General features: G+C 51.2%; 17 protein-coding genes and 1 pseudogene. 7 read left to right on the top strand and 11 right to left on the bottom strand.

Annotated elements, in window-relative coordinates:
- Positions 1–7 precede the first annotated feature (7 nt).
- From PSFL_RS00350 to PSFL_RS00340, 3 genes are all read right to left on the bottom strand, one after another.
- Entirely contained in the window at positions 8–760 is a 753-nt protein-coding gene (locus tag PSFL_RS00350) for an alpha/beta hydrolase family protein (protein WP_397469539.1), read from the bottom strand.
- A complete protein-coding gene (locus PSFL_RS00345) occupies positions 750–1847 on the bottom strand; it encodes a DUF3182 family protein (RefSeq protein WP_397469538.1) in 1098 nt (365 codons plus the stop codon). The genes PSFL_RS00350 and PSFL_RS00345 overlap by 11 nt, the downstream gene beginning before the upstream one ends.
- A gap of 426 nt (positions 1848–2273) precedes the next feature.
- A complete protein-coding gene (locus tag PSFL_RS00340) occupies positions 2274–3257 on the bottom strand; it encodes a GlxA family transcriptional regulator (protein WP_273870471.1) in 984 nt (327 codons plus the stop codon).
- A gap of 96 nt (positions 3258–3353) precedes the next feature.
- Between PSFL_RS00340 and PSFL_RS00335 the strand changes: the two genes are divergently transcribed.
- The gene (locus PSFL_RS00335) at positions 3354–3902 is read left to right on the top strand and encodes a cysteine hydrolase family protein (protein ID WP_057438953.1); all 549 of its coding nucleotides are present in this window, start codon (positions 3354–3356) and stop codon (positions 3900–3902) included.
- A gap of 10 nt (positions 3903–3912) precedes the next feature.
- On the opposite strand, the gene tam is transcribed toward PSFL_RS00335, so the two are convergent.
- On the bottom strand, positions 3913–4674 hold the full coding sequence (gene tam / locus PSFL_RS00330) for a trans-aconitate 2-methyltransferase (RefSeq protein ID WP_169959838.1): 762 nt from the start codon (positions 4672–4674) through the stop codon (positions 3913–3915).
- Between the two features lie 719 nt (positions 4675–5393).
- On the opposite strand from tam, the gene PSFL_RS00325 reads away from it, so the two are divergent.
- The 6 genes from PSFL_RS00325 to PSFL_RS00300 all read left to right on the top strand — a co-directional run bounded on the left by PSFL_RS00325 (position 5394) and on the right by PSFL_RS00300 (position 13910).
- Positions 5394–8687: a hypothetical protein gene (locus PSFL_RS00325; protein WP_397469537.1), complete on the top strand. Its 3294-nt coding sequence runs from the start codon at positions 5394–5396 to the stop codon at positions 8685–8687.
- Positions 8662–9111, top strand: coding sequence for a response regulator (locus PSFL_RS00320; RefSeq protein ID WP_323156838.1), 450 nt, complete (start codon positions 8662–8664; stop codon positions 9109–9111). Before PSFL_RS00325 ends, PSFL_RS00320 begins: the two co-directional genes overlap by 26 nt.
- Positions 9104–10300, top strand: coding sequence for a hypothetical protein (locus PSFL_RS00315; protein ID WP_323156839.1), 1197 nt, complete (start codon positions 9104–9106; stop codon positions 10298–10300). The genes PSFL_RS00320 and PSFL_RS00315 overlap by 8 nt, the downstream gene beginning before the upstream one ends.
- Before the next feature lie 633 nt (positions 10301–10933).
- Positions 10934–12421 carry a SulP family inorganic anion transporter gene (locus PSFL_RS00310; RefSeq protein ID WP_323156840.1) on the top strand — a complete coding sequence of 496 codons (1488 nt, stop codon included), beginning with the start codon at positions 10934–10936 and terminating at the stop codon, positions 12419–12421.
- An 11-nt stretch (positions 12422–12432) separates the two neighbouring features.
- Complete coding sequence (locus PSFL_RS00305; RefSeq protein WP_323156841.1) at positions 12433–13284, top strand: universal stress protein; 852 nt, start codon at positions 12433–12435, stop codon at positions 13282–13284.
- Positions 13285–13376: 92 nt separating this feature from the next.
- Positions 13377–13910 carry an NUDIX domain-containing protein gene (locus PSFL_RS00300; protein WP_323156842.1) on the top strand — a complete coding sequence of 178 codons (534 nt, stop codon included), beginning with the start codon at positions 13377–13379 and terminating at the stop codon, positions 13908–13910.
- A gap of 33 nt (positions 13911–13943) precedes the next feature.
- Here the strand turns inward: PSFL_RS00300 and PSFL_RS00295 are convergent.
- From PSFL_RS00295 to PSFL_RS00265, 7 genes and pseudogenes are all read right to left on the bottom strand, one after another.
- Positions 13944–14054, bottom strand: a pseudogene (locus tag PSFL_RS00295) (transposase domain-containing protein); the annotation flags it as partial.
- On the bottom strand, positions 14051–14194 hold the full coding sequence (locus PSFL_RS00290) for a transposase (RefSeq protein WP_369294001.1): 144 nt from the start codon (positions 14192–14194) through the stop codon (positions 14051–14053). The pseudogene PSFL_RS00295 and the gene PSFL_RS00290, both read right to left, overlap by 4 nt.
- 543 nt (positions 14195–14737) lie before the next feature.
- Entirely contained in the window at positions 14738–15130 is a 393-nt protein-coding gene (locus tag PSFL_RS00285) for a hypothetical protein (protein ID WP_323156843.1), read from the bottom strand.
- A gap of 2 nt (positions 15131–15132) precedes the next feature.
- The gene (locus PSFL_RS00280) at positions 15133–17145 is read right to left on the bottom strand and encodes an integrase (RefSeq protein WP_397469536.1); all 2013 of its coding nucleotides are present in this window, start codon (positions 17143–17145) and stop codon (positions 15133–15135) included.
- Positions 17138–18664 carry a site-specific integrase gene (locus tag PSFL_RS00275; RefSeq protein WP_323156845.1) on the bottom strand — a complete coding sequence of 509 codons (1527 nt, stop codon included), beginning with the start codon at positions 18662–18664 and terminating at the stop codon, positions 17138–17140. Before PSFL_RS00275 ends, PSFL_RS00280 begins: the two co-directional genes overlap by 8 nt.
- On the bottom strand, positions 18661–19878 hold the full coding sequence (locus PSFL_RS00270; RefSeq protein ID WP_323156846.1) for a site-specific integrase: 1218 nt from the start codon (positions 19876–19878) through the stop codon (positions 18661–18663). The genes PSFL_RS00275 and PSFL_RS00270 overlap by 4 nt, the downstream gene beginning before the upstream one ends.
- Positions 19879–20020: 142 nt before the next feature.
- Complete coding sequence (locus PSFL_RS00265) at positions 20021–20536, bottom strand: single-stranded DNA-binding protein (RefSeq protein ID WP_017849542.1); 516 nt, start codon at positions 20534–20536, stop codon at positions 20021–20023.
- Positions 20537–20538 lie beyond the last annotated feature (2 nt).

Raw genomic sequence — 20538 nt, 5'->3', positions numbered from 1 at the left:
CCCGTCATCAGGATTGGATGATGCTCAAGCGCTCGCCCACCACCATCTCGGTGATCCAGTCCACCAGGATCGAGGTGTAGGCCTGCTGGGACACCGGGTCGCTCAAGGAGTGATCGCCACCGTCGATGATCCGGTGGGTCAGCGAATGGGTCTGCTGGCATGCAGCCCGGTAGCTCATGATGGTGGAGTGGGGCACGTGGTCATCGGTTTCCGATTCGACAATCAACACATCACCGGTAAACGCCGCACACGCATGCAATGCGCGATTGCTCTGGGCGTGCACCAGGGTGCTGCGGTAATCCATCAAGTCGACTTTATCCAGGTCGCGTTTGGGCGTGTGCCATTCCTGGTCGCGGTACAGCGCCGGTACCCGCAGCGCCAGCCAGCGCACCGGGCGCAATGACGTGAGGATCGCCGCCAGGTAGCCGCCATAACTGGTGCCCACCACCGCTACCGCCGAGGTGTCGATGGCCGGGTGCGCCAGCAATCGATCATAGGCCGCCAGCAAGTCCCGCAGGTTGTCTTCGCGGGTGACCCGCGACAAGGGGATGCCGTTGCCCGCGTGCCCGCGCAGATCAAAGGTCAGGCACACGCAGCCCAGGCCGGCGATACCTTTGGCCCGTTCCAGGTCCCGTTCCTGGCTACCGCCCCAGCCATGCACAAACAACACACCCGGCACTTTTGATTTGGGGCTGAGGAAGGTCCCGCTCATCTGTTCGTCGTCGATATCAATGGTGATGGTTTCGCTTCTAGCCGTCATAAGGTTGGACCGTTACGTACTTGAGAAGAAAGTCGCCGTGCTCTGCCGGACCGCGAAAGATCTCGATCGCATGGGCGGGCAGTGGCTGGTCGATATAGGTTTCGACGGACGACACACGAATCGCGCGCAGGCCGGGATCATTGATAAAACTCTGCAGCGCCGCGACCTCGGCGCTACTGGCACCGCCCATGCGCCAGGACTGCTCCAGCACCCCGCTGCGGCGCGTGCCTTGGCTGTCCAGGCCCTGGGCGATATCGTAATTGCGCCGCGAGGCATAAAACCCAGGATAGGCTTCATCGGCGGCGTTATCGAACACTTGTGCCTGCTCGATGGCCAGGCGCACGTCATCGTCCAGCGCCAGGGCCAGCAACGCGTCGTAATACCCCGGTACCACCAGCAGGTTGGAGCCGCCATAGACCGCTTCGCCCTGCCCGTCTTGGGTCAGGTATTGCTCGCCGCAGTAACTGAATACACGACCGCCAATAAAGCTCTGGCCGACACTGTGGGTGACGACCTCCTGTAGATCCTGCTCCAGTACTACGCCTTGAGCGAACAGCTCTGGCATGGCCGGGCGGGCGAGGATCAGCTCCAATTGCTTGAGGCTTTCGATCACCTCCTGACCACGACCGGCACAGGCATGCACCGGCTTCAGGCGAATCGGCCCACTGTCCAGCAACTGTGTGGCGGCGATGCGGGCATCCTCCATGGCAAACACGCTCAAGCCATCGAGAACTACCCCGCGTACCCGCTCGGCAAACAGCGGCGACCAGCCCTCGGGGGCCACTGCATCAGGGGCGTGCAGGCCATGGGTGATAGCTTTGGTGCAGATAAAATCGTGGTCCACATAACCGCCCCACAAGTCCTCCGGCCCCTTCACGCCCAGGCTCAGTGCCTGGGCCGCGCCTATCAGGGTCTGGGTTGGCAGCAGGTAAAGATCGGCGGGGGCATGCAGGTCGGCGCCGTAGTCGAGCCCGAGGATCTGCGCCAGCCAACGGGCCAGGGCGCGGTTGGTTTCCACTTCGTGCAACGGTGCATCGGGCCGGACCGAGTGCGCCACCACGGCTTTTTTGCGGTTGGTCGGGGTCATGCGTCCCCCTTGGGCAAGGCTTGCAGGTGTGTAGTGCAAGGGTTGCAGCTATCAGGCCAAGGCGCAGTCGGGGCAAAGGGTTGGCGGATCAAGTGGTTAGGGAGGGAGCAGTAGCATTTGGCCTGCATCATTCTGCACGACGGGCCGAGGAGGGTCCGGCGTTCTGCACGATCCAGGGCGCGGGGCGATTAAAAATATGGGCTTGTCCGCGATAGCGGTCTATCAGTGAGTGCCTCTCTGACTGGTCCACCGCTATCGCGGGCAAGCCCTAATGCCAGTCAGTTAAGCGCAGATCCCCTGTGGGAGCGGGCTTGCTCGCGAAAGCAGTGGGTCAGTCAACATCAATGTTGGCTGGGCCGACGTCTTCGCGGCGATGCGGCGATCCGACAAGCCCGCTCACACATAGGGGGTTGGCGTGTTCGGGATTCAGGTCGGGGCCCTGACGCCGAATCGGTTGCGGTAATCACTGGGCGCAAGGCCGGTGATTTTTTTGAAGATCCCGCGAAAGGCGCTGGGGTCCTGATAGCCCACAGTCCAGGCAATCTGATCAATGGTGGTAGTGGTGAACTCCAGCATCTGTCGCGCCTTGCCCACCCGCAGGTGCTGACAGTACTCGGTGGGTTTCAGGCCGGTGGCAGTGCGAAACCGGCGCAGGAAAGTGCGCTCTTCCAGGCCGGCGGCCTGAGCCATCGCCGCGAGGGAGACATCCACCGCGCCACTGGCCTGTAACGCGTGCTGGACCTTGAGAATGGCCGCGTCGCCATGGCCGAGGATCGGCGCAAAATTGCTGCCGCACTGGCTGGCGCTGTCACTGTGCTCAATCACCAGAAAGCGCGCGGTGTCGGCGGCGATGCTCGGACCCATGAGGCGGTCGACGAGGCGCAGGCCCAGCTCGGACCAGGCCATCAGCCCGGCAGTGGTAATCAGGTCGCCATCATCGACGATAGGCTTGTCGGCCTCCAGGCGCACCGCAGGAAAACGACTGGCGAAGGCGCTGGAAGAAGACCAGTGGGCAGTGGCGCTACGCCCATCGAGCAAGCCGCTGCGCGCCAGCATGATCGAACCGATGCACACACCTCCCAGTACGGTGCCGGCCGCATGTTGCTGGCGCAGCCAGTGCAACAGCGCGGGCGGCGCCTGTTCTTCGCAAAACTCGCCAATCGACGGCGGCACCAGCACGGCCATCAACGGTTGATCGGGGCCCGGCTGGCTGTCAAATGCCCGGACAGGCGTACCCTCGGCATTGACCTGCCAGTGGCTGACACGCAGCAAGGGTAGCTGCTGGCTCTGATGCTCGGCGGCGATACGATTGGCGACGCCGAACAGGTCGGTCAAACCGTGTACTGCCGCCATCTGCGCGCCACGGTAGATCAGCACGCCGAGCTCGACGATCGCGCGTTCCACAGCCATTGTCAGTTTTCCCCCTGTTATTGTCGGTAGAGCCAATCCCCGCGCCATGCGCCAGCTACGATACTGGGCGCATCAACCCCTCACGAGAAAACACACATGGCCAAGCAAGCACTTATCCTAATTGATATCCAGAACGACTACTTCCCCCAAGGCAAGTGGCCATTAGCCGGTGTGGAAGCGGCGGCCGACAAGGCGCAACAGGTGCTCCACGCATTTCGTCAGGCCGGCGATGCAGTGATCCACGTGCGCCATGAGTTCACCTCGGCAGATGCGCCCTTCTTCACCCCAGGCTCTGAAGGCGCCCATATACATGCCAAGGTGCAGAACGAAAACGACGAGCCGGTGGTGCTCAAGCACTTCGTAAACGCTTTTCGCCAGACCAACCTGCGCGAGTTGCTCGAACAACACAGCATCACCGACCTGGTGGTCGTCGGTAGCATGAGCCACATGTGCATCGACGCCGTGGTTCGCGCAGCGGCGGACTATGGCTACAACGTGACGGTGATCCACGACGCATGTGCTACCCGCGATCAGGAATTCAATGGCAAGACCGTTCCGGCGGCGCAGGTGCATGATGCCTACATGGCGTCACTGGCATTTGCCTACGCCAGCGTGGTGTCGGCGGACGAGTTCCTGAAGGCCTGAAGGCTGACTGTCAGCGTGTCGCGAGGACGAACAGCCGTGGAAATGGCAGCAACACCGTGCCATCGGCCAGGGCCGGGTAAGCCTCGCGGATACGCGCCAGATAGACGTCGAGAAAAGCACCTTGCTCGGCCTCATCCAGCGGCGCCAGAAATGGCCGCAGGCCCGTGCCCTTGAACCATTCCACCACCGCCTCATGGCCGCTCAGCGGATGGTAATAGGTGGTGTGCCATACATCGACGGTGCTGCAATGCTTGTTCAGCATCTCGTAGTAATCACGTGCCCCGTGGCGCTCGTTGTGCTTGACCGCACCGATCTTGTCCGCCCACGGCCCTTGCGCTGCCACTTCACGGGCCAGGCGGTGGGCGGGCTCGTTGAGGTTGTCCGGGGTTTGCACCGCCAGCGTCCCGCCCGGCGTCAATTGCGCCACCAGGTGCGGATAGAGGGTGGCGTGGTCCGGTACCCACTGCAGCGAGGCGTTGGCGAGGATCACATCAAACTGTTGCGCTGGCTTCCAGGCGCCGATATCGGCCAATTCAAAGTTGAGTGCCGGCAGCCGCTCACGGGCGCTGACCAGCATGTCCTGCGAGCTGTCCAAGCCAGTAATCGTCGCCTGGGGGAAACGCTGGGCCAATACCTCGGTGGAGTTGCCGGGGCCACACCCCAGGTCGACTGCAGTTCGTACGTCGCCTGCGGGAATGGCGGCAACCAGATCCCGGACGGGACGGGTGCGCTGTTGTTCAAACATCGAATACTGCCGGGCAGACCAGGTCATCGGGGCTTCCTTCTTGGGTAAGGGAGTGCGCTACAGCCTAAATCTTGTGACGCCTAGGGACAAATGCCAGAGCCGGGGAGTTTCCCTACCTAAAAACAAGAAACCCCCGAGGCAAATGCCAGCGGGGGTTCCTGGTGTTACGGGATAGTCCGGGCCAAGGTGGCCTTAGAACGGTTGTAGATACTAAAGAGGAGAATAACTCAGAGAGTCTCTGTTTTTCCCTTTGTAAATCAATGGGCTACTGACAGAAATCAAGATCGCCAGGTCGCGAAGTAACAAATTTAGGAAAGTCGACCTCAATATTTAAATGAAAACTTTACAAAAAAATCGTGTTTTTTGGAAACGCGATGACTGAGAACGATGATCCTAAGCCCCGAAATAGCGGTAAAAAACCAATCTGCCACCATTAGCAATGGCGACTCCATACAAGCTTCGTTACGATGTACAGATCGTACTGGCTCACCCAAGCCGAAGTGGACCAGGAAGGCTCCGTGGCGTAATGAAGGCTAAGGTGCTGCCAAAATTTGAGACTCTGAAGCCCAAGTCACTATGATACTAGGAGTAGATTCGTGATAGTTATTTCTGTTTTAAACATCATGAAAGACTTGGCACCATCAATCAACTGGAAAGTGCACTGCCATAATAAAACGCAAGGCTGTTTGAAACATTTTTTCAGATAATAGCGCCCTCTTATACAAAATTGATTAGGAAGTTAGTTTATGCTAGTACGGGGAAGAAAAGGTACTCATAAAAACAATGACAAATTTGACGACAGGCTCTTCATTAAGGCTAGTCTCAAAGATGACCCAGCTCCCCGCGTGCTCAAGAAACTAAAGGAATTTAATGACAAAAACAAAGTCGATTCCATTATAGCTCTCGCGAAACATAAGATGTTACCGGAATCACTTTGCCGGGTATTCACCAGAGACACTTATTATAATAATCATTCGATTTCTACACATATAAGCCCGGAAAACTATATCTACTGGCTTCTCGGCTTACTGCATGGAAAAAAAGAAAAGATTTCAAAATTCAATGCATATAGGAAAAAGTACAACACTGCAGTTTTAAGCGGATGCAGTGACTCTGCATTAGAAATACTCGATAAAATCGAAAACCTGTCAGCAAACTGGTGGTGTTTTGAAAATAGAGTGCATGTGCAGAAAGAACTCGACGGGCAAGACACGCGGGACGCTGTAGCAGTGGTGGAAAAAATAATAGCACCTGGTCAAGCACTACATAAATCTCGATACTTGCTGCTCATGTCCGAAAGCAACTTGGTCACGTACTTTACCGAAAGCATTATTCGCCAACTTAACGAGCGGCGTAGCTCTGGAAACATAGAAGCAATTTTACACGGCTCAAATTTATCATGCATGTTACTACCGATATACTGGGATCAAAAAAGGCAAACTGGCTTTGATAATTTATTTCTTTACAGAAATGAAGCCTTGATAGATCAATATATCCTCCTAAAAACAATAATCATCGAATTAACCGCAAAAGATGTAGAGATTCCGAGCAACTTAAAGGAAAAAATAAGTAAATTGGCCCTCGAAGTTGGCGACGACGAACTCCTTAACTTATTCATCTCTGCCGCTCCTATTCCTTTTGTCGAGGTTATTGTCGAAAAATACACAAAAGGAGACTACAGCGCGGTATTAAAAGACATCGAAAGCGCTATAAGTGCGCAATCTTTCGATACATGCGGATTGATAGAAATTTACGCCAAATCGAAAATTTATTGCGGGATCACCGCTGAGGACACATTTTTCGCTAAGCTAGCAAATAAGCTGGCGAGAATTCTAACCTTGGAAGATAGCTGCTCTGAAGATATTAATGATATCCAGCGGATTTGTGTAAAGTATAGGAACGAGCAATGGGCGCGCTCTCTAATGTTCCACTTGGTTAGCATCCTTTCCGAGATCACCGACAAGGAAGTAGTCGAGCTCAGCCGTAGACATACAAAATGTTTGGGAGGAATAAACACACCGAAAGCTAACCAATCGGATTTCAATAACTGTGTTATATCTAACTTCCAGTCAAGCCACTTGCCCCTGCAGCGGGCGATACGTTACGGAGTCGTAGCGCCTACTAAACTTGAATTGGTACGGACAGCATTTCCTATCCCAGCAGATTATTTAAAGGTACGATCGGCCTTATACGTCAAAAGTGACGATTGGCTAAGTGCAATAAACTTTTTAATAAGTGAGTACGCTAAAAATAGGAACGCCTTTATGCACCTACCGGTTAATAGGATTTGCAAAGAGGCCGTGACACTGCCGAAAGAGGATAACAACGCATTCATATCCTCCCTGATAGCGTTAGATATCTACAAACGCGAAATCAACTCGGCTTATGATGAAGAAAAATCTGAAATATTTGACGACTGGCTTGAGTTTAACGGCACTCACAAACCATCAGAGATCTTTGGGGGCCAAACTTTATCAGAGCGAGACATATACTTTTTATCACATATATGTGTCCCTTCCCAGCTAGATAGCATTCTTCAGTACAAGAGCAATTTGTCAGTAATACATGAACGCGTAACCATAATCAATCTACTAATAGACACTCCTGGCTGTGAAGTCGAATCTCTCAATATTGAGAAGCATAAAGTTATTGAAAATTTATTCTCTGACAAGTTACGAACCAAGATTGAAACTGGGAAGTTGTACGTAGATATACAGGCGTTGGAAGCGCAGAGAAAACATGCCTATGTCGCTTTGTATGAAAAAGCAAAATCGATAGATAACATCAAGCTGGAAAAAATCGAAACAGTCTTTGAGAAGGGTATATCTGGTGATTTTTTTGACGTAGATAAAATTGAGGGTGTCTCCGTCGCAATATCATCCAACAAGAAAACTGATATTCTTTTAGAAATTTATAGGCAAGCTGCCGCGGACTTTGCATTAAATGAAAACTTTGGCTTAGATAAGTATTTAAGTGCGGAAATACGACATATTGTCTTTGTTGCGCAAATTAGATCTAGCTTTGAAATTTCTAATCTGATGACGACGACTGAAAATGGAGCTTACCTATCCAATACTTATTGGATGCAAGAATATGAATATGTCAATGCCGTAGTGACTGACGAAGTAGATGAATTATTGAAATCTTTTTCGAAGTCTGTAGATGATATTCTGAAGCGCGTTAACAATCAGTTCCGTGTAGGTATGGACGGCAAGCCTAATTTATATATATTTGATTACTCCGCTTATTACGAGAACGTAGTTGAAGTTTCTAACTTCGTCGAACAAAGTACAAGTTTTGAAATTTTCTTCCGTGATTTGCTCGACTACATGTGGACGTTATGCGGTGAGCAGGCAAGGGTCGCGCAAGCGCTAATCAATGACGAACTTAAGGTTCAAATTACTGAACAGATTGATGCACTTGAGCTCGGTTTAATTTCCGCTCGCCGTGGCACAAAATTAGATCGACTGCATATGGCAATCAAAACAGCACGGGCCAATTTTAATAAGGAAGTAGAAACTGTTTTAAATTGGTTCAGGTTCGTCGGTTCCCATGGTGAAGAATCTTACCAATATCTTAGCGTTGTAGTTGAGGCCGCGGTGGCCTCGTTCAACTCAATCTATGGTCACAATGATCTAAACATAGAGTGCAGTAGATGTGAAAGCGAACTGATCCTAAATTTTAGAGAATCGAGAGCACTTTTTATTTCGCTGTTTACCGCTTTGGAAAATGCAAATAAATATAGGCTGGACGGGGGCATAAAGGTTCACCATGAGAGTACCAAAACGAAAGATACTTTAGAGATATTCAATAATGTTGAAGTCATGCAAGATCCTTCAGGCTTTATCAAAAGACAGAAGGATAAGTGGACCGATCTCAACTCAAACTTGAGTCGTGAAGAAGGTGGAAGTGGGCTATACAAAATACATAACTTGCTACTAAACTCCTCAAACGGCTTTGACTTTGATATAGCTATAGACAATAATCAATTCGTTGCAACCATGAGCCTTAAAAATGAAAATTTTACTAGTAGAAGATAATTTCTTTAAAAGGGAAAAAATAGTAGACTTTATAAGCTCAGTCAACGGACATGATGTAGTTGAAGCTGCTTCCTATAATAGCGGACTAACACTTGCTATATCGGACGAATTCGATTTCTTAATCCTCGACATGAGCATGCCAACTTTTGATCGAACTGCAAGTGATATGGGAGGCCGTTTTAAAGTACTCGCAGGTAAAGAAATAGTAACTAAGCTCAAGAAGCAAAACCGGCTTATACCATTTGTAATATTAACAGGCTTCGCAGATTTCAGCGTTGATACCGGCAAGCTTAATCTCGACCAAATAAATGACCTAATGGCTCTGGTGGGAGAGTCTTACAAAGGAACTATATTTTTCGATTCAGCGAACTCTAAATGGAAAGATGATCTTAATAATGTGATTACGAGTTTGACTAATGATTAATGTTTTGCTTGTTGATGATAACCGTACACGCATAAACCAAATTATTGAGACCATCTCTTCTGCGGGGCTTTCTCCTGTAGTAAATTTGGTTGTTTGCGAATCGGCTGATGAAGCTCGGCTGGAACTTTTTTCAAAGTATGACTTGCTTATTCTAGATGTAGTTCTACCAAAAAAGATTGATTCAACCCCTCACGCAAGCATCAGCATGGCGCTACTCTCTGACATTTGCAATGCTCGTAAGCGTTACATTAGACCGACGTTAATGATCGGTCTTACAGCAAACCTGGATGAATTGGATCAATACAAGTCCGAGTTTTCTCGAAATGTCACGGTAGTTTTAGATGGCTCTATCTATTCCAATGATTGGAAGAATGACATTTTGGACTCTATCCGGAGTTTAATTGGAAACCAGCTTAAACTTATACAGCGGGAAGATGACAAATTCCTGATCACAATTCATGGCATTCGAACCCACGGCCGATGGCAGCAAGATCTAAAGTCGAATCTAGATAAATACTCTCGTGATTTCACGAGTATTGATTTCAAATACGGCTTTTTCGATCTTTTGTCATTTTCCATTCCTCCGCTGCGAAAGAAAAATACTAATATTATTGCCAAAAGAGTTGCGAAAGCACTTGAAGAGAATATAGACAAGGATATTCATATAGTAGCGCATAGTTACGGAACTTATATATTGTCACGGGCTATTCAGTTATGTAGCGAACAAGTTAAAATAAAATCTACGATAATGTGCGGCAGCCCTCTCGAACATGACCATGATATTGATCACATCATCATGCGCTCAGAATTAACTATTAATGAATGCGGAACGAGAGACAGTATTCTAATTTTAGCTCGTTGTTTCATATTAGGGTTAGGAGACGCCGGTCGCGTAGGTTTTTCCAGAGAACATACTTCAAAGTTTTTTAATCGGTTTCATAAAGGTGGGCATTCCCACTATTTTGAACAAAAGAAATCGCCAAATTTTTACCAGAGATTTTGGTTACCTATAATGACGACAGGCGCTAAGCCTTCAATGCATGACGAAAGAGAAGCATATTTTGCGGAAGGGTTATTGGATATCGCGATCAAGACCTTAACGTTCGCCAAGCCGTTTTTCTATATAGTCATTTTTTACTTTCTGGCTATATCAGCCAATAAATTTCTCTCACGCTGGTTCGATTTTTAAAGTCTAACTAGCGCCTTTGAGGCTTACGATGCTGTTGCGCCATCGACATCTTTGACAGCTTTATTTGCAGTATTTTTTGTTAGTTAAGACTTGATTGCTAATGCCGCGCTACACTCTAGCTATTCTAGTTCGTGCAAGTGAAGCGTCGAACATGTTAATTTTTTAATAGCAGCCATCTCCGGATGAGAATCGGGCCTGAGATGGATACTCGTAACCGTCTGGCCAACTCACCTCTCAGCACACAGACCAGCTCAGACAAGAACGGGTGGAAAACAAAGCCTTGCCCGCAGGTATACCCATTGAATAAGCCTGTATCTGACGTAGCTCGTGCGGAGCTTGGCAGCGGGTCGCAATCGACGATGGCTTCATTGTATACTTCTGCTCCGCATACCCCTTGAGCTACAGGAACATCAGCATGACTGTACTCCAAACGATCTACTGGCAGCCTACGCCGCCTTAGCGCTACGCCCCCTCGCAACACCCTGCTTCCGCTAGCCTCGCTCGCGGGTGCGCACTGCTGTACGCCTGGTTTTACACCTTAGGCACACAGCAAAAAATCCTCAAAATTTGAATTTGTATCGATTCGCTCGCCATTCCCTTGGCGTGCACGATGCTTTGCCTTGGATATTTTCTATGCTGCAAAAACTTAGACAAACGTGGTTTTCCAACGTCCGTGGCGACGTGCTCGCGGGGCTGGTGGTCGCACTCGCGCTGATCCCTGAAGCCATCGCCTTTTCCATCATCGCCGGGGTAGATCCCAAAGTCGGTCTCTACGCCTCCTTCTGTATCTGTGCTGTCATCGCCTTTGTCGGGGGGCGCCCCGGGATGATCTCGGCGGCGACAGGCGCCATGGCACTGCTGATGGTTACGCTGGTAAAAGAGCATGGACTCCAGTACCTGCTGGCCGCGACTCTACTATGTGGCGTACTTCAAATCCTTGCCGGCTACCTGAAGCTTGGCTCATTGATGCGCTTTGTTTCACGCTCGGTAGTCACCGGTTTCGTAAACGCATTGGCGATCCTGATTTTTATGGCGCAATTGCCTGAGTTGACCAATGTTACCTGGCATGTCTATGCCATGACCGCTGCGGGCCTCGGCATCATCTACCTGTTCCCGTATGTGCCGAAGATTGGCAAGCTGATTCCCTCGCCGTTGGTGTGCATCTTGACCCTGACTGCTATCGCGATTTACCTAGGGCTGGATGTCCGCACCGTTGGGGACATGGGTCAGCTACCGGACACACTTCCGATTTTTCTGTGGCCTGAAGTACCGCTGAATTTTGAAACCCTGCGCATCATTTTCCCGTACTCGGCTGCCTTGGCCGTAGTAGGTCTACTCGAGTCGATGATGACCGCGACCATCGTCGACGATCTGACCGATACCACCAGCAACAAAAACCGCGAATGCAAAGGCCAGGGAGTCGCCAACATCGCTGCCGGTATGCTTGGCGGCATGGCCGGCTGCGCCATGATCGGCCAGTCGATCATCAACGTGAAATCTGGTGGCCGCACCCGTCTCTCGACATTGTGTGCCGGCGTTTTCCTGCTGCTGATGGTGGTATTTCTTGGAGAATGGCTCTCCAAAATCCCTATGGCGGCACTCGTAGCAGTCATGATCATGGTGTCAATCGGTACCTTTAGCTGGGATTCCTTGCGCAATCTGAAAGAGCATCCGCTGTCGACGAACCTAGTCATGGTGGCGACCGTCGTGGTCGTCGTGGCCACTCACAACCTGGCTTACGGCGTACTGGTAGGTGTGCTGCTGGCTGCGCTGTTCTTTGCCAATAAGGTCGGGCACTACCTAGATATCAAGAGCACTCTGGAAGAGGCGAAATCGCATCGGACTTACCACGTAGTGGGCCAGGTGTTCTTTAGCTCTGCGGACAAGTTCACTGAGGTTTTTGACTTCAAGGAAGCGCTCAACAAGGTCACCATCGATCTCACACAGGCGCATTTCTGGGATATCACCGCCGTCGCAGCGCTGGATAAGGTTGTGATCAAGTTCCGCCGTGAAGGCGCGGAGGTTGAAGTGCTCGGTCTCAATGAAGCCAGCGCAACAATCGTTGATCGCTTCGGCGTGCATGACAAGCCCGGTGCCATCGACAAGCTCATGAGCCACTAAGGAGAACGACAATGACCCACGTAATGGCATGCATTGATAACTCACAATCCTCATTGGCGGTCTGCGATTACGCAGCATGGGCCGCGCAACGACTCAGCGCTCCCCTGACCTTGCTTCATGTGCTGGATAAGGAGAAATATCCTGCATCCGCTGACCTCAGCGGCAATATCGGTCTCGGTAGCAGAGAACATCTACTGGAAGAGTTGGCCACGCTGGATGCGCAGCGTGCAAAACTGGCCTTGGAGCATGGGCAGCACATGCTTGAAAAAGCTCGCGAGCGAACAGTCATCTCTGGCGCCATGTCACCTGATCTGAAGCAGCGCCACGGCCATCTCGTCGAGAGCCTGAGCGATCTCCAAGACGATATTCGATTACTGGTGATTGGAAGAGTCGGTGAGGACAGCACGCGCAGTGCCCAAAGTCTTGGCAGCCAGATTGAAGCGGTAGTCCGAACTATCCACCGCCCCATCCTGATTACAACCAGCCATTTCAGGAAACCTGAAACGGTCATGGTGGCATTTGACGGCAGCGCTACAGGCCACAAGACCGTACAGATGCTTGCTTCAAGCCCGCTGTGCGAAGGCCTGCCAATTCATATCGTCATGGTTGGTACGGACTCTGAAGAAAACCAGAACGAACTGGAGAAAGCACGAACCACACTTGCCTCTTCTGGCCCGCTGGTGCATGCCGAGATCCGCCCAGGCGAAGTAGAGTCGGTACTGCATGCGTATCAGGCAGAGCACGGCATTGACCTCTTGGTCATGGGGGCGTACGGGCACTCACGCATCAGGCAGTTTCTGGTAGGCAGCACGACCACGACGATGCTGCGAACATCCACTTTACCCGTATTGCTGCTTCGCTGAGCCAGTTCCACTGGCCACAGTATTTCCAGAACTGCGGAAATGCCGTGGCCACCCTGGACGATGACTAACTGATTTTGCCGTAACGAGACCCCATGCAACTCATAACTGAAATTGTTCACCCCGAGCTGAAGTCCAAGCAGGGCAGAGTATTCCGTCGACATGCAGCACGGGGCATTGTGATGCGGGGTGAACAGATCCTGTTGCTGTTCACCGAGCGCTATAACGACTTCAGCTTTCCTGGAGGCGGCCTTGATGGTGACGAGGACATTGTCACAGGCTTGAAGCGTGAGCTTGAGGAAGAGACTGGTGCCCATGAAATACAGGTGCTCCAGCACTTCGGTTACATTGAGGAGTACCGGCCCTACTGGAAGCCACAGTACGATCTGATGCACATGACCTCGCATTTTTATCAATGCGAAGTAGCGCCCCAGCTAGAGCCCGTGAGAATGGAAAGCCACGAAATCGCTAATGGTATGCGGCCTGTCTGGATCAACCTGCATGAAGCCATCACGCACAATGAAGCCGTTATGCAGCGTCACGAGTCTTCGATGGGGCAATCAATTCTGCGCGAAACCTACATGCTGAGAAAAGTCGCTTCCGAATTGTTGATGCCAATCAGCCTTTGAGCTGACTATTTGGCGAAGTCCACTTAGCCTGACTCAGGCAGACATCCAATGCTGCGGGAGTAATTGCGTGATTTCGCCCGCCCGCTGTGTCGGCAGCAGCATCAGCACATCCTTGAGATAGGCATACGGATCGTGCCCATTCATACCCTAATCCATTTATGGACGAGGTTCGCGTTAAGGCTGTGCTTCTGCGCGACGCAGGCAATCGATGCGCCGGGCTGGGCGCACTCTTGGACAACTTGGGCCTTGAAGGATTTTGAATAGGAACGGCGTTGTGACTGCATGGAAAGACCCGCTTAAAAGGCTAGAAATGGTGTCCACTTAAACTAGGTGGACACCATCGCCTTTGGCGTCGGGGTCAGGAAGGTGAGTTGGCCGGACGGTTACGGATACTCTTCAATGATTCCAGTCAAATGGCCGAAGAATGCTGGCCAATGTCCGCCAGGGATAGTGTTTCTTTTTGGCCATCGACCAGATACAAGACCGGCGGTGCGCAAAAGGTTCATGAGCCGAGACGAGCCTTTGACGTCTCTGGCAAAGGCGGCACACTACATCATGGCCTTGAATCATCCAGAGCCGATTCCATTCCTCAAACGCCAAATCAGCCCGGACCTCCGCAGCTTGAGGACAAGTCATATCCCTCCTCCTATATCGTCAAGGATCGGATAAGCCGTAAAACGTTCTACGGGTAAAGTTTAGCTCTGCTCAAGGATTATGGTTTCCAGTGAGCTTCAACGGGTGCGGACGTCAACGTCGACTCAGAGTCACTCCAGGCCCCTCGACAACTCAACCTCAAGGCGGTTTCATCTGCCAACGGTTCAAGATTTCTATCTGTCGATTTTTGGCAGCTCAGCGTCAAGCTTATCCTTAGTCACTCCGTGCTTGTACGCGTTGTATTGCCATTTCACAAACCGCTCTAATAAATTGGAATTTTCCACTTTTAGGCGTTCATTTTCGCTCTCTAAACGTCTGATGCGCTGTTCTGCAATGTTCAAGCTCGACGGTCTCTTCGCTGAAACGAAACCAGTCTTCAACTGCTGTTTTTTTTGCCCAAACGCCGCTTTGATCTGACCGTGTGAACTAAGGGTCTGACGAGTAGGTCTTCCACCGATCAGAGGTGCAGCGGCGTCACACAAAGCATCCCAACCTAACTTTCCTTCCCAAGCATCAATCTGGTTAACTAGGATAGCGATGTCTCTGATGGTTAGATGCTTTGCCACAGTTAGACTCCCAGAAGGGTGCGAAGCTCATCAACATCAGGCCTAGCTGATATCGACGGAGCAGCGCTTTTTGCGACAGCTGTGCGTGCAGCTATCTCGCGCCTGAGCGGACTGAATTCCTGATCAATGCTTAAATGGATTACCGAGCCATTCGCAGTGCTCGGCGATTCCAGAATCTCGATAAGCTGCCCTACTCTCTCCAGCGTGGTAATTTGATGCTGGCTCCAGCGGTCTGCACCGTAGACGCTGTTTTCAGACGCATCTAGGGCCTTTGTGAGCTGCAAGCGAATGCCATCACGCTGCTTTTTTAAACGCTCCAGCTTTTCCTCATCTCCCTTGACGCAAACCTGCTCAATGCAGTTCAGGCAGTCGCGATGCTTCTGGCACGGCAACATTGAAAAGTCATGTACGCAGAACCCATATTCAGTTACGTGAGCAATGCCCTCCCCCACAGCGTCCAAGTCAGCAAACGTGACAGGAGCATTGAGTTTGACTTTCTGAAGCAGGCCCCCCACTCCAGCCTGTCGAGCCATATCAACGTACTCATCATCGGCCATGTGGTTATACGTAGCATTCTGATGAATATTTGCCCGCCCTGACCATTTTGCTATATCAAGCTGAGCCAGACTGCCACGCTGCGCGGCGGTGTTTAGATAATGACGAACTTGATGGGACGTCATCGATATCTCAGTCCCGTCCGGATTCTTATAACCGTGCCGGATCCAGATATTTCTCTCTTGACCATTGATATAGTTCAGATCGGTCGTGAATGTAGCACCACCGGGTTTCCAAAGCAAAACAGGGCTGGTATTCATATCCACACGTAGTTCATGGCTCCGAAAACAGCAAAGCGCTTCGGAATACTTGATGTTCCGTTCTTTATTAAACCAGGGCCAGCCATCCGGAAGTTTGCTGCGACAAAATTCATTTAGAAAAGCCAGGGTGAGCGATTCGCCCTTTGCCCTGAGCGTTTGAAACGGTGAATAACTTTTAAAATAAGCCAACAAAGATCCCGTCGGATTTTCTTCTGAAATCCCCAACGCTCTGCATGCTTGCTCGTTAGACAAAGCGGCATCCTCCTTCACACGAGGGCAGCCAGGATGCCGATAGAATCGGTGGGGATTCTCTTCATACCAGGACGCCAATTTACGTCCTTCATTGGAAAGCGCCGCTAGGCGTCGTACGGCTTCAGGAGCAATACTCTTAAACGGCGTTGAAATCCATTTAATATCCGAGCCATAACCCTTGCCGGCATAAAACCGCAGCCCCAGTCGCTCAATACCCTGACTGTCGTTCTCGGTATGTAGGCAGTTGAACGGAAGATCTTGGACTTCAGTGATACGAGAGGGTGCACACATCAGCAGAGCAAATATTGACGTGGTGAATCGGTCACGCGGGTCCTCCAGTTCATTGGAGAACATTTCAGCCATGTATCCCAGGCAGTGCTCTGGTGGAATCTTTGCGTTGCGTTTGGCTTTCGTTGCTGCATCCGTTCGATTCAACTCCATAGGCTTTGAGATCGGATTTTTCCAGACCATCGCGTGTGGAACGATCTTACATTGGTTAAGAAATTCAACGAGTTTCACTATGCTGCAACCTGCCTGGTAAGCGGTCGCCTTGTACTCTCGCGCTACTTGACCCGCCATATCCAACACATTGAGATCCGTCAGCGTGATATCTGCTTTTCCTTTGACCTGCAACAGCGCTTTCTCAATACAGCGAATACCCATTATCTTGTTATTGCGATTGTTACTATTGGAATAGTACTGCTGCTGGTAGCGCACATAGGATTTAGCAAAAGGAACAATCTCGGAATTTAGCAATTGATTGGCAGTGAATCCCCGAGATGGAGCACCTATAACCGTGAAATTACAGACACCCGGCCATGTGTCGCTGTCCCAATCGAGATCAGCCCCAAAGACTGTGAGGCGATAGCGACACATTGCAATGAAGTCATTGAGATTGGCTTTAGCATCGAGGTGTTGTTTCGGGGTAAAGAGGTGAATATCACTCATGGAAAACCTCTTTTTTCATCGCGCTGCATCTGTTAACCACATCGCTGACGGCCAGAATCAGCCGGTCGTTAACAGAGGCGATTCTTCTGTCCGCTGTTTGCTCCAGGACGCTGTCGCGCTCCAGAATCAAGCGATCTAGAACCGCTTCATGAGGGCCATCTAGCCAGGGCTGGAAATGGTTGCAGGTATAACAAGCAATAGGAGCCAATGCGCCACAAAAACCGTAACTGCCACAGGTGCCGAGGTTCGCGGCGCCGTTGGAGATCCGACTGCTTCGATCACGGCCCCGCCTTGCGTCACTCTCGGATACCACGAGCACACCCTGGAACGCTTGCGCAATAGGTGCCAATTGCAGGGCCACCGCCTTGTCAATTCGCTCGACAATTTCCGGAATATTTCTCACATACACGCCGGCATTTTGCGTATCCGAATGGTCCAGCGCTTCAGCGATGACGTATTCGCCTTTGCCTTCGCGAGCGAGATTAGTACCGAGCGTATAGCGGAAGCGGATAGCATTTAGATGAACCGGCAGGCCTGTCCGTTCGCTAATCACGTTAATCGTTTTCTCAACCCGATCCATTGCAACTTTCACAGCATTGCTGGGAGCATGCAGTAGATCTCCTTTGAGTTGATCTTTAAGTCCAGAAAGAGGTCCGACAGCTTTCAAGATAGGAAATAGTGGCAGTTCTGAAACTAAGTCATGTGGAACGTCTGAACCCAATTTCCCTGAAAATGCATGCCGGACTGAAACGGCCTGCTGCTGTAAAAGCAGCCATAAATCTTCGACTATTGAAAACCTGTTGAACGTCTGACGCCAAACCTGATTACGCTGCTTCGCACGTGGAAAATCTATAAAGTATCGCACACCATTTTTATGTTGCTGCTGAACAAGATCTTTTAGTTTTAACGCTGAAATTTGCCCTCGCCGCCGTCCGGTCATGGCTAATGTCATTGCGTAACATGTATCAACAAGCGCTAGTCGCTCATCAATGTAGGCACTCACAACCGCTGCTATAACACCCTCAATCTCGATATCCGTCAATGGACCGCTATCTGGACTCATGGATTGAACTGCATAGCCTTTTTCATTACCTTTAAGCGTCCAGTTGCTCAACAAACTCAGTGATTCACTAGGAATACCTACATATCCAAGATCAGCCCACTTTCTAATGAATCCTCGTAAAACCCCCATATACCATTCAGTCTTCGCATCCAACGTGGATCGATAAGAAATCAAAGACTCGACGCTGAATGGCACCAGTGCAGTTGTTGATTCAAAATAGTGCTTGCTACGTGAGCAGATATTCAGAACATGCGAAGCAGAACCCGTCTTTGCGTAGAAAGCGAGTACATGTCGGTATGAATCGTACATATGGGCAGTAAGGGCACCCGCTACCGCCGAAACTGGGATAACAATATCTTTGCTCAGTTTCCACCGTTCATCGTGAAACCTAATCAGGTAGCCGTCGCGGGAGTAAAACTCTTCGGCAGTACTGTCCTGTACACCCAGCATATTCATGCTGCATCTCCTTTCCGTACGCTACCAAGATGCCTGTGTTGAAGGTCCAGCACCGCTTTACCAGCTTGTTCTTTAATGTGCCTAAGGTTGTAGGTTGCAGCAGTACCAGAGGTCTCACTCCAGCCCATCAGGTACGAACGGATCCTTTCCTCGCGCTCGGGTGACATGTTTATCCCCTCACAGATTGCCGAGAATGAGTAGTTCCAGTGATGGCGTAGCGAGTGGGCATGGATTCCGTTGCAGCCTTCGACCACCTGCCTCAATTCACCCATGAACTTGCCGAACGCGGCATTCGACAAAGGACGCCCCTGCGAAGCCCCAGATTTATGTGTGACAAACAGATAGCCGTGCTTCTTGGCACCGGGCACTTTGTTGCGCTGACCGAGCACATAGCCTCGAATTTGATCGGCCAGCTCAGGCAGCAACGGAAAAGTACGCTCTCGTGTTTTGGCCACTGGCTGATAGACTCTAGCGTCATCTATTGAATCCGGGCGCCTGACCACTTTCAGCGTATTTTTCGCAAAATCGATATCCTCGACTTTCAGATTCAGCAGTTCACCACGTCGCAGCCCCGTGACACGTAGAATGGAGAACATCAAAGCGTTGCGTACCTGGACGGCATATTCATGTGCGGGATTGTTAGCCGAACCTGGCTTCAACGCGTCCTCAAGCGCATCAAGAAGCACGTCATCGAGGTGTTTTTCGTCCCTGTCTCCGTTGGACTTAGTCGACTTTCTGGGACGGTTAGCTTTGATCTGCGCAACCATCCGCTGGGTAGCTTCGCTAGCGTGCGCGGATGGCCTTTGAAGTTGACCCGCGAGAAAGCCAAGGTAGTCGGCCATCACCGACATACGCGCGTACTGACTGCTTGTGCTAACCGCTGCGGGTCTACCTGAAATCGTAGCGATCTTGCCACCATTGTCGCGGCTCAGCGGTCTTTGCATAAAATCGCGTAAGGAATGCACGTCGTGAGCTTGCAGCAGCTCACCACGCGAAAAATAAGACTCGATATCATGGCCGTAATAGCCCTGCCACGCGTACAGGGCTTTGACCGCATCAAGCGCATTCTGAATGGTGTTCAGCGCCAGAGAACGCCCGCGCAGATGCACTGTGACGTAGAGCGCCGGGTAGAACAGAGGCATCCCGGACTCCTCGACAAGAACGATGAGTCGCTCGCCATTTAAGGACTTAATCCTGCGCGCTGAGGGCTTCACGGCGGACTCCCATCTTTACGTTTCTACGTGGTATCTGACCTTAGGAGCCTAGTCGAAATATTTTTTACACACGTAGAAATGCAAAGCCCCCGCAGTGCGGGGGCTTCAGGGCTAAACTTTACAAAAAAGTCTAAGGTAGGAATTAGAACGGAATATCGTCATCAAAACTGTCGAAGTCAGCGGCTGGCTGTGGTGCCGCCTGCTGTGGCGCTGGACGCGACTCACGCTGTGGCTGCTGGCTTGGCTGCGGACGGGACTGCTGTGGACGCGGTGCCGAGTTGGACATGCCGCCCTGGCCCTGTTGGTCGCCCTGTGGACGGCCGCCCAGCAGCTGCATGGTGCCTTGCATGTCGACCACGATTTCTGTGGTGTAACGCTTGATGCCGTCTTTTTCCCACTCGCGGGTCTGCAGTTTGCCTTCGATGTAGACCTGCGAACCCTTGCGCAGGTATTCACCGGCGATCTCTGCAACCTTGCCGAACATCGACACACGGTGCCATTCGGTTTTCTCGACCTTCTGGCCGGTCTGCTTGTCGGTCCACTGTTCGCTGGTCGCCAGACTCAGGTTGGTCACGGCGTTACCGTTAGGCAAGTAGCGAACTTCGGGATCCTGGCCGCATGTACCGACCAATATGACTTTGTTAACCCCACGGGCCATAA

The organism is Pseudomonas sp. DD1 (genome assembly GCF_044510355.1).
Taxonomy (GTDB): domain Bacteria; phylum Pseudomonadota; class Gammaproteobacteria; order Pseudomonadales; family Pseudomonadaceae; genus Aquipseudomonas; species Aquipseudomonas shahriarae.
Note: the sequence above shows the minus strand (reverse complement) of the source record. Positions and strands in the feature narration are given on the sequence as shown.

What these genes read in the sequence shown, in the direction of transcription:
- PSFL_RS00320 (WP_323156838.1), top strand. Translation starts at nt 8,662, where the DNA reads ATGAAAATTTTACTAGTAGAAGATAATTTCTTTAAAAGGGAAAAAATA.
- PSFL_RS00325 (WP_397469537.1), top strand. Translation starts at nt 5,394, where the DNA reads ATGCTAGTACGGGGAAGAAAAGGTACTCATAAAAACAATGACAAATTT.
- PSFL_RS00290 (WP_369294001.1), bottom strand. Translation starts at nt 14,194, where the DNA reads ATGCAGTCACAACGCCGTTCCTATTCAAAATCCTTCAAGGCCCAAGTT.
- PSFL_RS00350 (WP_397469539.1), bottom strand. Translation starts at nt 760, where the DNA reads ATGACGGCTAGAAGCGAAACCATCACCATTGATATCGACGACGAACAG.
- PSFL_RS00310 (WP_323156840.1), top strand. Translation starts at nt 10,934, where the DNA reads ATGCTGCAAAAACTTAGACAAACGTGGTTTTCCAACGTCCGTGGCGAC.
- PSFL_RS00275 (WP_323156845.1), bottom strand. Translation starts at nt 18,664, where the DNA reads ATGAATATGCTGGGTGTACAGGACAGTACTGCCGAAGAGTTTTACTCC.
- PSFL_RS00280 (WP_397469536.1), bottom strand. Translation starts at nt 17,145, where the DNA reads ATGAGTGATATTCACCTCTTTACCCCGAAACAACACCTCGATGCTAAA.
- tam (WP_169959838.1), bottom strand. Translation starts at nt 4,674, where the DNA reads ATGACCTGGTCTGCCCGGCAGTATTCGATGTTTGAACAACAGCGCACC.
- PSFL_RS00315 (WP_323156839.1), top strand. Translation starts at nt 9,104, where the DNA reads ATGATTAATGTTTTGCTTGTTGATGATAACCGTACACGCATAAACCAA.
- PSFL_RS00265 (WP_017849542.1), bottom strand. Translation starts at nt 20,536, where the DNA reads ATGGCCCGTGGGGTTAACAAAGTCATATTGGTCGGTACATGCGGCCAG.
- PSFL_RS00345 (WP_397469538.1), bottom strand. Translation starts at nt 1,847, where the DNA reads ATGACCCCGACCAACCGCAAAAAAGCCGTGGTGGCGCACTCGGTCCGG.
- PSFL_RS00305 (WP_323156841.1), top strand. Translation starts at nt 12,433, where the DNA reads ATGACCCACGTAATGGCATGCATTGATAACTCACAATCCTCATTGGCG.
- PSFL_RS00300 (WP_323156842.1), top strand. Translation starts at nt 13,377, where the DNA reads ATGCAACTCATAACTGAAATTGTTCACCCCGAGCTGAAGTCCAAGCAG.
- PSFL_RS00335 (WP_057438953.1), top strand. Translation starts at nt 3,354, where the DNA reads ATGGCCAAGCAAGCACTTATCCTAATTGATATCCAGAACGACTACTTC.
- PSFL_RS00340 (WP_273870471.1), bottom strand. Translation starts at nt 3,257, where the DNA reads ATGGCTGTGGAACGCGCGATCGTCGAGCTCGGCGTGCTGATCTACCGT.